This is a genomic window from Rhizobium sp. TH2 (assembly GCF_024707525.1).
Taxonomy (GTDB): Bacteria; Pseudomonadota; Alphaproteobacteria; order Rhizobiales; family Rhizobiaceae; genus Rhizobium_E.
On sequence record NZ_CP062231.1, the window covers coordinates 2,286,391 to 2,299,494 of the forward strand.

General features: G+C 61.1%; 13 protein-coding genes and 1 tRNA gene. 6 read left to right on the forward strand and 8 right to left on the reverse strand.

The annotated features are described in order from the left end of the window. Window positions 1-69: 69 nt before the first annotated feature. The 4 genes from IHQ71_RS11440 to IHQ71_RS11455 all read right to left on the reverse strand — a co-directional run bounded on the left by IHQ71_RS11440 (window position 70) and on the right by IHQ71_RS11455 (window position 4,338). Window positions 70-2,700, reverse strand: coding sequence for a tetratricopeptide repeat protein (locus IHQ71_RS11440; RefSeq protein ID WP_258162080.1), 2,631 nt, complete (start codon window positions 2,698-2,700; stop codon window positions 70-72). Window positions 2,701-2,769: 69 nt separating this feature from the next. Next, the gene (locus IHQ71_RS11445; RefSeq protein ID WP_258162815.1) at window positions 2,770-3,312 is read right to left on the reverse strand and encodes a DUF1697 domain-containing protein; all 543 of its coding nucleotides are present in this window, start codon (window positions 3,310-3,312) and stop codon (window positions 2,770-2,772) included. Next, entirely contained in the window at window positions 3,309-3,689 is a 381-nt protein-coding gene (gene yidD / locus IHQ71_RS11450) for a membrane protein insertion efficiency factor YidD (RefSeq protein ID WP_258162081.1), read from the reverse strand. Before yidD ends, IHQ71_RS11445 begins: the two co-directional genes overlap by 4 nt. A 205-nt stretch (window positions 3,690-3,894) precedes the next feature. After that, window positions 3,895-4,338, reverse strand: coding sequence for an iron-sulfur cluster assembly scaffold protein (locus IHQ71_RS11455; protein ID WP_258162082.1), 444 nt, complete (start codon window positions 4,336-4,338; stop codon window positions 3,895-3,897). Between the two features lie 327 nt (window positions 4,339-4,665). On the opposite strand from IHQ71_RS11455, the gene folE reads away from it, so the two are divergent. The 3 genes from folE to IHQ71_RS11470 all read left to right on the forward strand — a co-directional run bounded on the left by folE (window position 4,666) and on the right by IHQ71_RS11470 (window position 6,847). Further along, window positions 4,666-5,292 carry a GTP cyclohydrolase I FolE gene (folE, locus tag IHQ71_RS11460; protein WP_258162083.1) on the forward strand — a complete coding sequence of 209 codons (627 nt, stop codon included), beginning with the start codon at window positions 4,666-4,668 and terminating at the stop codon, window positions 5,290-5,292. Continuing rightward, window positions 5,289-5,738 carry a phosphoribosyl-AMP cyclohydrolase gene (gene hisI / locus IHQ71_RS11465; protein WP_258162084.1) on the forward strand — a complete coding sequence of 150 codons (450 nt, stop codon included), beginning with the start codon at window positions 5,289-5,291 and terminating at the stop codon, window positions 5,736-5,738. Before folE ends, hisI begins: the two co-directional genes overlap by 4 nt. A 110-nt stretch (window positions 5,739-5,848) precedes the next feature. After that, window positions 5,849-6,847, forward strand: a complete 999-nt coding sequence (locus IHQ71_RS11470) for a patatin-like phospholipase family protein (protein WP_258162085.1) — start codon at window positions 5,849-5,851, stop codon at window positions 6,845-6,847. A gap of 147 nt (window positions 6,848-6,994) precedes the next feature. Here the strand turns inward: IHQ71_RS11470 and IHQ71_RS11475 are convergent, their stop codons facing one another. Further along, window positions 6,995-7,423 (reverse strand): CBS domain-containing protein, encoded by a 429-nt coding sequence (locus IHQ71_RS11475; RefSeq protein ID WP_258162086.1) that lies wholly within the window; start codon window positions 7,421-7,423, stop codon window positions 6,995-6,997. A gap of 112 nt (window positions 7,424-7,535) precedes the next feature. Continuing rightward, on the reverse strand, window positions 7,536-8,258 hold the full coding sequence (locus IHQ71_RS11480) for a rhomboid family intramembrane serine protease (protein ID WP_258162087.1): 723 nt from the start codon (window positions 8,256-8,258) through the stop codon (window positions 7,536-7,538). A gap of 323 nt (window positions 8,259-8,581) precedes the next feature. On the opposite strand from IHQ71_RS11480, the gene IHQ71_RS11485 reads away from it, so the two are divergent. Both IHQ71_RS11485 and IHQ71_RS11490 read left to right on the forward strand, forming a co-directional pair. Further along, window positions 8,582-9,199, forward strand: a complete 618-nt coding sequence (locus IHQ71_RS11485; RefSeq protein WP_258162088.1) for a PAS domain-containing protein — start codon at window positions 8,582-8,584, stop codon at window positions 9,197-9,199. Between the two features lie 111 nt (window positions 9,200-9,310). Then, complete coding sequence (locus tag IHQ71_RS11490; RefSeq protein WP_258162089.1) at window positions 9,311-10,522, forward strand: UbiH/UbiF family hydroxylase; 1,212 nt, start codon at window positions 9,311-9,313, stop codon at window positions 10,520-10,522. Here the strand turns inward: IHQ71_RS11490 and IHQ71_RS11495 are convergent. Further along, a complete protein-coding gene (locus IHQ71_RS11495) occupies window positions 10,490-11,452 on the reverse strand; it encodes an AEC family transporter (protein ID WP_258162090.1) in 963 nt (320 codons plus the stop codon). The genes IHQ71_RS11490 and IHQ71_RS11495 overlap by 33 nt on opposite strands. Before the next feature lie 115 nt (window positions 11,453-11,567). Then, window positions 11,568-12,320 carry a cytochrome c biogenesis CcdA family protein gene (locus IHQ71_RS11500; RefSeq protein WP_258162091.1) on the reverse strand — a complete coding sequence of 251 codons (753 nt, stop codon included), beginning with the start codon at window positions 12,318-12,320 and terminating at the stop codon, window positions 11,568-11,570. Window positions 12,321-12,517: 197 nt separating this feature from the next. On the opposite strand from IHQ71_RS11500, the gene IHQ71_RS11505 reads away from it, so the two are divergent. Next, a tRNA-Lys gene (locus tag IHQ71_RS11505) sits at window positions 12,518-12,593 on the forward strand. Window positions 12,594-13,104: the final 511 nt, after the last annotated feature.

The following is a 13,104-nucleotide window of genomic DNA, read 5'->3' on the forward strand; positions in this document are numbered from 1 at the left end:
CCAATTCTATTCGCGTGAAAGGCTGGGTTTGCAGGGAATCGCTGCTTTTGGACCGGCGACAATCCAATATTAGTTCTGCTTCGCGGCGACCTTCCGGCTTGCGTATTCGGCGAGAGCCTTCTCCAGCCTGCGATCGACGGCACCCGAAAGGCCGCCCTTGTAGACGCCTTCCTTGCGCAGGGTTTTCTTCAGCGCGCGCAGCGTCAACGCATTGAACTGCTTCAACTGATCGCGCCGGTACGCGTCGCCCTCGCTGACGGTCTTCAGGATGTTCTCGGCCGCCTTGTCGGACTGGTAGAGCTCGTCATAGAGCCAAGCAAGCGTCGAGGATGCGCCCTCGTAGCCGGCATCGACCGCCTTGAGGTACCATTTCAACGCCTCGGCGTCGTTGTCGGGGTCGAAGAAGACGCCGTCATACATCCGGCCGAGCGCGAACATGCCCTGGGCGGAGCCAAGTTCCGCCGACTTCTTGTAGAGCTCGAACGCCTTCTTGAGGTTGACCGCTACCCCGGCACCCTTTTCGTAGAGGTCGCCGGCGTTGAGATAGGCACTGGAATTATCCTTCTCCATCGCCCTGACGAACCAATCCATGGCCATCTGGGCGTCAATCGGAACGGCGATCCCGTTGCGATAGAAATAGCCGATGGCGTTCATCGCGGAGGCGGAGCCGCCATCCGCCGCCTTGCGATACCATGTCAGGGCGAGCTGGTCGTCCTTGGGAATGCCAAGGTCTCCTTCATGCATGCGGCCGACCATGAACTTCGCATCCGCATCGTCAAGATCGGAGCTTCTTTCGAATGCTGCAAGCGCCTTGGGATAATCCACCTTGGCGCCGGTGTTGCCGAGATAGATATTGCCGAGCCAGTAAAGCGCCTCGGCCGAGCCCCGGTTGCCGGCGCGCTCGTATAAGCCAGCCGCCTCGCCCAGATCCTTCTTGGCGCCCCGCCCGGCTTCGATAAGACTTGCCGCGGCCGTCATGCAACGGTGATTGTCGAGATCGGCGCACTTTCGGAACCATTGCAATGCCAATGCATCGTCGACCGGACGGCCGGTGCCGTTCCTGAACATGTCTCCGATGCGGTACATGGCATCGGCCGAACCCTGGCCCGAAGCGCCGAGATACCAGCCCATGGCTGTCGCATGATCGACCGCCGTGCCCTCGCCGAACTCATGCATGTAGACCACGGAGAAGATCGCCTCCGGCCACAGCTTCAGTGCAGCCTGGCGATACCAGACGAGCGCCCCGGCATAATCCCGATCGCGGCCCCAGCCATTGTAGAGGATGTTGCCGACCTTGTTCATGGCTTCAGCGGAGCCGGCCTCGGCCGCCCTCTTGTACCAGGCGAAGGATTTGTCGGGATCCTCCTTGCCGCCGATCAGGCCCTCATGGAAGGTTGCGAGCGTCATCATTGCATCGATATTCTTTGCCTCGGCGGCCTTCTCCAGCCAACGGATTGCGGCCACGTCGTCCTTCAATCCTCCTCGCCCGGTGGCGAGGAAGCGGCCAAGCATTGCCTGGGCGGGCACCTCGCCGAGCGAAGCTGCGCGCCTGAAATAGTCGATCGCCTTGGCGTCATCGGCGAGGGAATCGGCACTTTCCGCGTGGATCAGGCCGGCATGGTACATGCAGAGCGACGAGCCGAGGCGCGCGCAATCCTTGAAATAGTTGAATGCGCGCGCCGTGTCGCTGGTGACGTATTTCCCTTTGTAATAAAGCAGGCCGAGTTCCTGATAGGCATTGGCATTGCGTTGTCTGGCAGCCAGTTCGAGCAACCGTTCGGCGGCCTCGACGTCCTTTGCCACGCCGTCGCCGCGCAAATGGCGACCGGCCAGGCGAACCATCGCTATTGCTTCGCCGAGATCGGCGGCTTTGCGGAAAAGCTCGGCGCCTTCCTTGCGCTCCTGCCTTGTCGCTCCGCGGCGCGAGAGATAGTCGCCGAGAGCGACGAGCGCACGCGTCGATCCTGTTTTCACCACGGCGCGGAAACGCCGCTCGGCCTCGGGATAATCAACGCGTCCATCATCGCCGCGCAGGGCCATGTAGCCGATATATATGGTGGCGTAGCGCGCGCCCATGTGCTCGGCCTTGAGAAAATAATCCCTGGCCTTGGCGGGGTCCGTTTTCACCCCCCACCCTTTTGCATGGAGCGTGGCGAGGCTCATCGCGGCCGTGACGCTGCCGCGCCGGTCGGCATCCTGAAAAAAGCGCTTGGCCTCAAACAGGTTCTGAGCGGTGCCGACGCCATAGCCGTAGAATTCGCCGACGAGATTCGTGGCGGCGAGGCTGCCGAGCCGATGGGCGTCCATCGCCAGTTCGAAGGCGCGCTTGCTGTCCTGCGATGCGCCAAGGCCGTAGTAATGCGCGCGTGCCAACATCATCACGGCCGGCGGATATTTCTCTTTTTCCGCGAGCCTGCGCATCTCCAGCATCGCGGGCACGAATTCCAGGGCCATGATCCGTGACTTGGCATGCAGATAGCGCGCATCGATCGCGCCGGGAGCAGCCTGCCTGTATTTCTCGCAGAGCCGGGCAGCCTCCTGCCAGAAGGCCCGGTTCGTTTCCCAATGTTCGTCATGCGCCGCGGCACGGCACGACTGCCTGACCGACGTCAACTGGGCGTTCGGCTGTTCGGCAGCCTGGACTGTTTGATGGGAGACGCAGCTCAGAAAGAGCAAAGCAGAAGCAAGGCGGAAGAACATGTGGAACCACTATGAGCAGACGTTATGCAATTGCTAGCGTCCGCCTCGCGCAACCGCAAGTAAAATCCGCTACTCCCCCACCATCTCGCCCAGCCTTCTCACCGTGTTCCAGTTGCGCGCCGTTCCCACGCCGCCCATGCGCTTCGGGGTCAGCTGGCCGGCGAGTTTCGAGAGGCTGGGGCGGCCCTGGAAATGGACCCAGACGTGGCCGTCGATGATAGCCACGCGCTCGCCCTGGCTCTGGTAGGGCTTGAAGAAATCGAGCAGCTTTTCGTCCGCCGGGTCGCGCATGATGCGGACGGTGACCTGGTCGGGGTCGGCCTGGCTTTCCTCGGGAAAGGGATTTGACGCGACGAGGACCCGCCACTCCTCGGCGCTCTTGATGATGATATCGACATGCTTGCCGTGGAAGGCGGCGAAGGATTTTTCGAGATCGGCTTCAAGCTTGGGGATGGAGGTTTCGCCGCTTTCGAAGACGAGGTTGCCGGAGGAGACCAGCGTGCGGACGTTCTCGTGGCCGAGATCTTCCGCAAGCCGGCGGAGATCGGACATGACGACGCGGCGGGTCTGGTCGATGACGATGGAATAGAGGAGTGCGACATAGGTGGTCATCTGGCTCTCGTCGCCTTCGAGACGCGCCAGTAGCGCCAGGGGAGATACCATTTCAGGCCTGTATCGAGGCTATCGGGCACTGGATCGATGCCCCAGGTGCCGCCCGGGCCGCAGCGGACGAAACGGAAGAGCGACATCCAGAAACCGGGCCATAGGCCATGGCGGGCTACGGCCTCATAGCCGTATTCCGAGCAGGTCGGCGTATGGCGGCAGGCATTGCCGATCAGGCTCGACAGCGTCAGCTGGTAGGCGCGGATGAGCGCCATGCCGAGAAGGCGCGTCGGGGTTTTGGGGAACGGGCCGGACCAGTTGCGGGTGGGGCCGGTGTAGCCGGAGATTCTTGGCGCGTTGTGTTGGCAGTCGGGGGCGTTGCACATCAGGTGGCTCCCCGGATGTCGGGCCGTTGCCACCCCCCTCTGTCGCTTCGCGACATCTCCCCCTCAAGGGGGGAGATTGGAGACTCGTTGCAGCGCCTCTGCGACAGGCGAAGCGTGTCGGTGGAGTGGAGGTCGTCCAGCATCCGATCTCCCCCCTTGAGGGGGAGATGCCCGGCAGGGCAGAGGGGGGTATCTTGCCGCACCCTCATCCCACCGCGGCCAGCCGCCTGGCCTCGATCTGGCCGACGCAATCGACCACCGCGTCGAATGTCAGCATGGTGGAGGCGTGGCGGGCCTTGTAGTCGCGGACGGGCAGCAGGTAGCGCATGTCCTCGAAGCGGCCCGCGGGTCCCTCGCCGCCGTCCTTCAGCATGGCGAACATGTCGGATTTGGCCTGCTTGAGTTCATCCGATGTGGCGCCGATGACGTGGCGGGCCATGATCGAGGACGAGGCCTGGCCGAGCGCGCAGGCCTTGACGTCGTGGGCAAACCCTGTGACCCGGTCGCCGTCCATCTTGAGCCAGACCTTGACCTTGGAGCCGCAGAGTTTCGAATGCGCCTGGGCGGATGCGTCGGCGTCATCAAGGCTGCCCGTGAGCGGGATATTGCCGGCGAATTCGAGGATCTTTGAATTGTAGATGTCGTCCATGGGCACGCGCTTCTGTCGCAAAAATTTTACCTGGTGTTCAATGCCGGGTATGATTTTCCATCGTATCACGGAAAAACATCAAGGCCACCCTTTGCCAGCCCCACCTGCTTCCTATATGTTATGTCGCGATGGGGCGACACTATTGCAAGTGCAATCGGGTCGCCTGTTGTCTGGGAAACCGTGCGGAGGCCTTCGTCACTGAGACGACGGACGCCGAAGCCCCGGAGCCCGCCAACGGAACCCATGCCTGCAGGGACAGGTGAATGGCCAGCGGCGAGAGTCCGATTGAACCTCCGGGTGTTGAGCCCGGAACGAAAGAGGCCATTCATGGATGCAATTGTAAAGCCGTTTCCGGTTGAAGATATCAGTGCCCGCCGCCCAAGCCAGAAAGAGGCCGAGGAAGCGGTGCGCACGCTGCTGCGCTATATCGGCGACAATCCCGACCGCGAGGGCCTGAAGGACACGCCGCGCCGCGTGGTGAAGTCCTATTCCGAGCTCTATGGCGGCTACGACCAGGATCCCGAGGACGTATTGGGCCGCACCTTCGAGGAGGTCGCTGGCTACGACAATATCGTGCTGGTCAAGGATATTCCGTTCTTCTCGCATTGTGAGCACCACATGGTGCCGATCATCGGCAAGGCGCATATCGCCTATCTGCCCGATGGCCGGGTGCTGGGGCTCTCGAAGATCGCCCGCACGGTGGATATTTTTGCGCGCAGGCTGCAGACGCAGGAAACCATGACGGCGCAGATCGCCAATGCCATCGACGAGACGCTGCAGCCCAAGGGCGTCGCTGTGCTCATCGAGGCTGACCATATGTGCATGGCGATGCGCGGCGTACAGAAGATCGGCTCGTCAACGATGACGACGACCTTCACCGGCGCCTTCAAGAACGATGCGCGCGAACAGGCCCGCTTCATGTCGATGCTGCGCGGCCATCATTATCCGGCATGATAATCGCGTTCGACGCTCCCGCATCAGACAAGGCCGTGCTTGAAGAAGGCGCGGTCTTCACGCCGAAATTCGATGCCCACGGACTGATCACGGCCGTGGTGTCCGATGCGGGCGACGGTGCGATTCTGATGGTGGCGCATATGAATGCCGAAGCGCTGGCGCTGACGCTCGAAACCGGTATCGCCCACTATTACAGCCGCTCGCGCAAGAGCCTGTGGAAGAAGGGCGAGACCTCAGGCAATCTGCAGACAGTGACGGAAATCCTTGTTGATTGCGACCAGGATGCGCTGCTGGTCAAGGTCACGGTCGGCGGCCATGCCGCGACGTGCCATACCGGCCGGCGGTCCTGCTTTTATCGTGCAGTGCAAGTAGAAAATGGTGCAGCGCAACTAAAGCCCGTCGATGAACACAGGCATTTCGATCCCGCCGAAGTTTACAAAATCTAGGCAAATGCCTCAATTCTGTACTCCGGCAAAATTTCTTTGACTTTTCTTAACCGCGCCGTGCATCAATAGGAAATCCAAAAACGTTATCCAACGTGTACAGGATGGGCGTGATGCTGAACTGGAATTTCTCTCGCAATAGCGAACCGGAAACCTCGCTTGAAAACGGGGTTTCGACGATAGCCGGTACACCCGGACAGCCAGCGGACGCAGCCATCACAACCCAGCCCAAGCCTCCCAAGCCAAAGATCGCGCTCGCCCTGGGCGGCGGTGCCGCGCGCGGCTGGGCGCATATCGGCGTGCTCAAGGCGCTCGATGAGGCGGGCATCAAGATCGGCATGATCGCGGGCACTTCGATCGGCGCACTGGTCGGCGGATGCTATATCGCCGGCAAGCTGGACGAACTCGAGAGCTTCGCCCGTTCGCTTTCCATGCGCCGCATCGCGGCCCTCCTCGATCTCACCATCGGCGGCGGCGGGCTGTTCGCCGGCATGCGGCTGACCAAGCGTATGCAGGAACACCTCCAGGGCCTCAATATCGAGGACCTCGACCGACGTTTCGTGGCGGTGGCGACGGAAATCCGCACGGGCCATGAAGTGTGGATCGATTCCGGCTCGCTGATCACGGCGCTGCGCGCATCCTATGCGCTCCCCGGCATTTTCGAACCCGTCCAATGCGGCAACCGCCTGTTGGTCGATGGCGCGCTGGTCAATCCGGTACCGGTTTCGGTCTGCCGCGCCTATGAACAGCCGCTCGTGGTCGCGGTGAACCTGCATTACGACCTTTACGGCCGCTCGGCCGTGGTCAAGCATGTGGCAAGCCCGCCCTCGCCGATCGAGAAACAGTTGCAGAACCAGAACGAGAACTTGAAGCCCGGCAATATCGGGCTGACCGGGGTGATGGTCGAGGCCTTCAACATCATCCAGGACAGGATTTCGCGCGCGCGCCTTGCCGGCGATCCGCCTGATCTCGCATTACAGCCGCGGCTCGCCGATATCGGGCTCTCGGAATTCCACCGCGCAGCCGAGGCCATCGACCGCGGCTATGTGGAAACGACGGCCAAGATCGACGAAATCAAGCGCATGCAGGATGCCGTTAGGGCCGGCTGGTAACCGGCCCCAGGACCGATCGACATTCAGCCGGTCTGCAAATGGTGATTTTCTGCGCTTCCGGTGCTCGCGTACCTTAAGTACGCTCCGGTTCTCGAAAACCGCCTTTTTCGCCGCTGCCTGAGCTGAATCTCGGTCGGTCCTAGTCGGTCAGCCTGCGATATAGGCCTTGATTTCCTCGGCCTCGAATTCGATCTCGCGGATGCGGGACTTGACGACGTCGCCGATCGAAATCATGCCGCCGAGCTTGCCATCCGTTTCCACGGGAATATGGCGACAGCGCTTCTCGGTCATCAGCGTCATCAGGCCATCGAGCGTCGTATCCTCGGTGCAGCGGAACACATTGGCTGTCATGGCGGTCGAAACGGTCTTTTGAAGCGCATCAGAGCCGTTACGGGCGACGGCGTTGACGATATCGCGCTCGGACAAAATACCCTTGATCTGCTCATTCACGCCGACAACAACGAGAGCACCGATCTTGTTTTCGTGAAGCATCTTTGCGGCATCCTGCAGCGAAGCATCCGGCCTGATCGTGAGGACTTTGCGGCCCTTCTCATCGAGTATGGCTCTTACATGCATGCACGTCTCCTCCGTTGTGAGATGTCAAAGCCCGCCTCCGCCAGCCTCCGCTGACGACATGAGTATGGTGCCCTTGAAAACCGGCAAATGCAAGGAAAAGCGATGTCTTATATTAACGCCGCAGCGGCGGATCGAAGATAGCGAAGGCAAAATAGCCGAACAGGAAGCCGCCGAGATGGGCCTGCCAGGCGATATTGCTGGCGCCGCTGAGAACACCGACCAACAAGATGTTGGAGAGCGCCCAGACCACGATGAACGATATCACCGAGCGGTAGGTCAATGCCTCCAGCGGCCCAAGCCGAGGTGCGTAAGCCGCCGAGCGCATTTGGCGCGTTCCGGACAACGGCAAGGCAAAGCGGCATACAGCACCAACTGTCGCCGAGACCACGCCCGAAGCGCCGATCAGGACCGACATTTCGAAGCCCGTCAGAACGCCCTGGAAGAAGGCGCTCGCCACGGCGGAGACGATCCACAACGCGACGAAACGAAAAGCGCCGATGCGCACGGCGAGAGGCGTCGCGAAGGCCACGAGCCATATGCAATTGAAGATCAGATGCAACCAGCCGCCGTGGAGCAGCGAATAGGTCACAGGGCCGCCGAAATAGCCGAGATAATCCTGTTCGCTCAACGGATGGAGATAGCGGGCGGAGATGAAAGCGGCGTGGTAGATTACCGTCTGATCCTGTTCGGTCGTCAGCAAATAGGTGCGGACCAGATGGATCGCGAACATCAGCGCCACAAGAACGATAAGGACGGCCGGAATGTTGAAGATGGGCTCGCGCGGCGGACTCCAATCGTTCGCCGGCTCAGGACCTCTATTTTCTTCAAGTGTCAATCGCACGGCCTCTCAATCCACCAGCCATGCCGTCATAGCAGCAAAAAAAATGCCGTCCAGCAAATGATTTGCGGGACGGCACGATCGACGAAATGGAGGTCTGACCGGTTTTAGTTGGTGCTGAAGGGACGACCCTTCCTATGGATTGTTTTTGCCATTTTCCTGGCTGGATCTCAATCGAAACCAAAAATTAACCTTAACGCTCGCTACCCGTGGGGAACCCTATCCGCTTGGCATGGATTTCGCTCATTGAGTGTGAAGCTCGTCGGAAATCGCCATAATCGGCGAGAGTATGCTGGCCCAAGAAGAATAGGAAAAAGCCAATGCGCCATAGAACGACCGAAGCGGTTTTCGACTATTTCAATCACTTACGGGCCGGCAGAGCCGCTCCCATGCGCACGGAGATCGATCCGGCCGCCCTCAAGACGGTGCTGCCGGATCTTTTCATCCTCGAACGCGGCCGCGACGGCATCGTCCGATTCCGGCTTGCCGGGACGCGGGTGTGTTTCATTCTGGGGCAGGAAGTTCGCAATCGGGAATTCGCCGAGGCGTGGGAGCCCAGCGCGCGCCACAAGATCAAGCTCGCTGCCGACACCGTCCTCGCCAACCAGAATGCATTGGAAATCGCCGTCGAGACCGCAGCCGACGACGAGGAGAGTTTCGCGCTCGAAATGCTTCTGCTGCCGCTCTATTCGCAGAAAGACAGGTGCGACCGGATTTTCGGTTCGCTGGTTGCGATCGAGCCGGGCCTGACGATCGAGCCCTACCCTCGCCTGCTGCTTCCATCCGACCTCGCCTTCGTGCCGGTCGATGCGGGCGTCAGCGGCAAGCGTCCATATCTCGTCGATCGCGAGCCGCAGACCGTGGTCGCCTCCGGTTTCGGCGGCCTCGTCAACCGGATTACCCATCTCAGGGTATTTGAAGGCGGCAAGCGGAACTGACGGAAAATCGCCTGACAGATCGTCGCGGCAGCCGTCCAACCATTTGAAACCGCCATGGAAACACCCTATTGTCGGAAAGGATCATATCCGGTCCCGGCAAGGAGTGCGGTCATGGCGGTTTTCGATGTGGCGGTCGCGGGTGGTGGGCTTGCGGGGCAGATCGCGGCGCTCGCCTTTGCCAGAAACGGTTTTTCGACCGTGCTGATCGCACCGGACGACGGACGGACGGACCAGCGCACGACGGCGCTGATGGACCATTCCCTGGGTTTCCTGACCTCGCTCGGTATATGGGACAGGGTGAGGCCTGAGGCTGCCGCGCTTTCCACCATGCAGATTATCGATGCCACCGAGCGCTTGCTGCATGCGCCGCCGGTGACCTTCAGGGCGTCCGAGATCGGGCTCGAGGCCTTCGGCTACAACATTCCCAACGCGCCGTTCCTCGCGATCCTGAGCGCGGCGCTTGGCGAACTGCCGAATGTCACGATGCTCACGACAAGCGTCGAGCGCGCCGATCTCTCCAGCGAGCTCGCGATGCTGCATCTGGCCGACGGTACCGACGTCGCGGCCGGGCTGGTGATCGCCGCCGATGGGCGCAAGTCGCTGATCCGCGATGCGGCTGGCATCGATGCCAAGAGCCACGCCTATCCGCAGACGGCTGTGGTGCTGAATTTCGCCCATGACCGGCCGCATCACAATGTCTCGACCGAATTCCATACGAGGACCGGCCCCTTCACCCAGGTGCCGCTGCCGGGTCAGCGCTCCAGCCTGGTCTGGGTGGTGAAGCCGGAAGAGGCGGTCGAAATTCTGCAACTGCCGGCCGACGTGCTCAACCGCCGTGTCGAGGACCGGATGCAATCGATTCTCGGCAGGGTGACGGTGGAAGGCGGCGCTCAGGCGTGGCCGCTGTCGGCCGCCACCGCCACGCGCTTCGGCAAAGGCCAAGTGGCGCTGATCGGGGAAGCGGCGCATGTGTTTCCGCCGATCGGCGCGCAGGGGCTGAATCTCAGCCTGCGCGATATCGAAAGCGCGCTGGAGCTTGCGCTCGTTGCGCGCAAGACCGGCGCCAGGCTCGCCATCGGCGATGCCTATGATCGCAAGCGCAGGGCCGATATCTGGAGCCGCACGGCAGCCATCGACCTGCTCAACCGTTCGCTGCTCTCGGGCTTCCTGCCGGTGCAGATGCTGCGCGCCGTCGGCATGCACATGCTGTCGGCCGTCCCGCCGCTCAGATATCTCGCCATGCACGAGGGCGTAGCACCGGGCCGCGGCTTCAGTTCATTTCCCGATTTCCTACGGAAAGAGATCCGCCGGAAGCATGCCTGACTTGATCAGGTAGAGCAGTGCTGAAACGGTGACGACCGAGAGCACCGTGGTGATCAGCACCGTCGCCGACGCCCTCTCCTGCCAGACGCCATATTGCTGGGCGATGACGAAGACATTGGTGGCGGTCGGCAGCGCCGAGAGCAGCAGCGCGGTGGCGACCCAGATGGGCGGGTAGTTTCCCGTGAGGCTGAGATAGACATACATCAGCGCCGGCAGCACGATCAGCTTGGCCGGCACGATATAAGGGATTTCCGCCGGCACGCGCTTCAAAGGCCTCAGCGCCAACGTCACACCCATGGCAAACAGCGCGCAGGGTGCGGCGGCCTGCGCGAGGTTGTCGATCATCGTCTGGGCGAAGACGGGCGGTGTGAAGCCGGTTGCGGCGGCCAGGAAGCCGACGAACGTCGCTATGATGAAAGGGTGTGTAGCGATCTTGACCACCACGTCACGCGCCAACACCAGCGGCGTGCGCTTGTCCTTGCCGTCGAAGGCCATGAAGGCGGGCGCCACCGAGAAGTGCACGATGTTCTCGAAGGCGAAGATCAGCGCCAGCGGCAGGGCGGCCGCCTCGCCGAAAGCGGCCAGCGCGATGCCGGGGCCGAGATAGCCGATATTGCCATAAGCGCCGGCCAGGCCTTGCACCGTCGCTTCGCCGGTGGTGCTTCTGGTGCCGAGTTTTCCAAGCAGGAAGACGAGCGCGAAGATGGTGTAGGTCGCAGCCAGGCTGGTGGCGATGAAATCGAAGCGCGCCAGTTCCTCGAGCGGGGTCTTGCCGATGATCTTGAAGAACAGAGCCGGCAGCGCGATGTAGATGATGAAGATATTGAGCCAACCGAGCGCGGATTCATCGAGCTTGCGCCATTTGGCGGCCAGATAGCCGAGAAGGATGAGGCCGAAGAAGGGCAGAACGAGTTGCGAGATTTCGGCCATGCGCTGGGGGTAGTCCTCTATCTATCGGTTTTGCCGATTTAGACGGAGGAGAAACGCCCCACAAGCGCGCAAGGTCCCCAATGCGTTCGCATAAGACTAATTATTGAACGCTTGATCAACCGATTTTCATGAGCACCGGGAAGGTCTGCTGGAACCAGGCCGAGATATCGCCGACATAGCCGAAAATGAAGGCGAGCCCCGTGAGGATGAGCAGCACGCCGATGATCTTCTCCATCAGCCCGAGATGGCGGCGGAAGCGCACCAGGAATGCCATGAACAGGCCGGAGAATGCCGCGGCCAGCCAGAAGGGCACGGCAAGGCCGAGCGAATAGACGCCGAGCAGGGAAGCACCCTGCCCCACGGTCTGCTGCGACGCCGCGACCGCCAGGATGGCGCCGAGGATCGGGCCGATGCAGGGTGTCCAGCCAAAGGCGAAGGCGAGGCCCATGACATAGGCGCCGGTCAGCGTCGCGGGCTCGCCGCCCGTTTGGAAACGCGCCTCGCGCGACAGGAACGGGATCTTGAGCAGGCCGAGAAAGTTCAGGCCCATCAGGATGATGATCACGCCGCCGACCTGGGCGAGGATATCGAGATGGGTGCGCAGCATCATGCCGATCGAGGTCGCGGACGCGCCGAGTGCGACGAAGACGGTGGCAAAGCCGAGCGTGAAGAACAGGGATGCGAAAAGCACCGCCTTGCGCGAGGCCGCACCCGGCCCGCCCGCGAGATGCGGATGGCGGAACTCCTCGACCGAAACACCCGCCATGTAGCAGAGATAGGGCGGCACCAGGGGCAGGACGCAAGGGGACAAGAACGACAGCGCGCCGGCGCCGAGCGCGCTCAGATATGACACTTCGGCTACGGCCAACCCATTCTCCATTCGCCCTGAATTTCGCCGCTTTGTTTAATCAAGGCCGGGTGGCCGCGCCAGTCACCTTTTGTTGAGCGGCGGTTTTGCCGCATTTTCCTGATTAGACACGCGTTTTCAGGGTTGACCGGCAAAAGCCCGATACACTATGTATCGCCACACTTCCCTGGGCCGCATCGCGCGTTCGCCCCGCTTGGGAGAGCGTAGCTCAGCTGGTAGAGCAACTGACTTTTAATCAGTAGGTCATGGGTTCGAATCCCATCGCTCTCACCATAAAATCAACGGTTGTCTCTATTTAAATGCCCGTAGAGTCCGGTCGGCAAGCAAATGGCTAGCAGGCGGATATGCCTTTCGCACAGGAATCATGATCGTCTCCCAAGCCGCGCGATAAGCGACCAGAATTGGCCGGCCACTGACCTTCGAAAAAAACGCATTCCGTTTCCACTCGCTGATCTGGTCTCACCTTCCACGAAGATGACTCGATACTAAACCGGCGCGCAGTGCCTTCATACAGGCGCGAAAGACGCCCGAGATGAGATGTATAGCGGCCGCCTCGGGGAGTGGGTCGCGCGTCAAGTTGGGAGCAGGCATTTAAGTTCAAGGAAACCGCTATCCCATCAGACCCGCCAATATTCTCGCTTGGGTGGCGTGAAGCCAACTTGCTTAATCTTAATTCGTCCAAGCAAACTGAAGTTTTCACCGTCTTGGTAAAATCAAATGATGCGAAGTCGCACAATCTACAAATAATGCAAAGCATACGTTCAATCTAGCTGTGTTCTGCCAT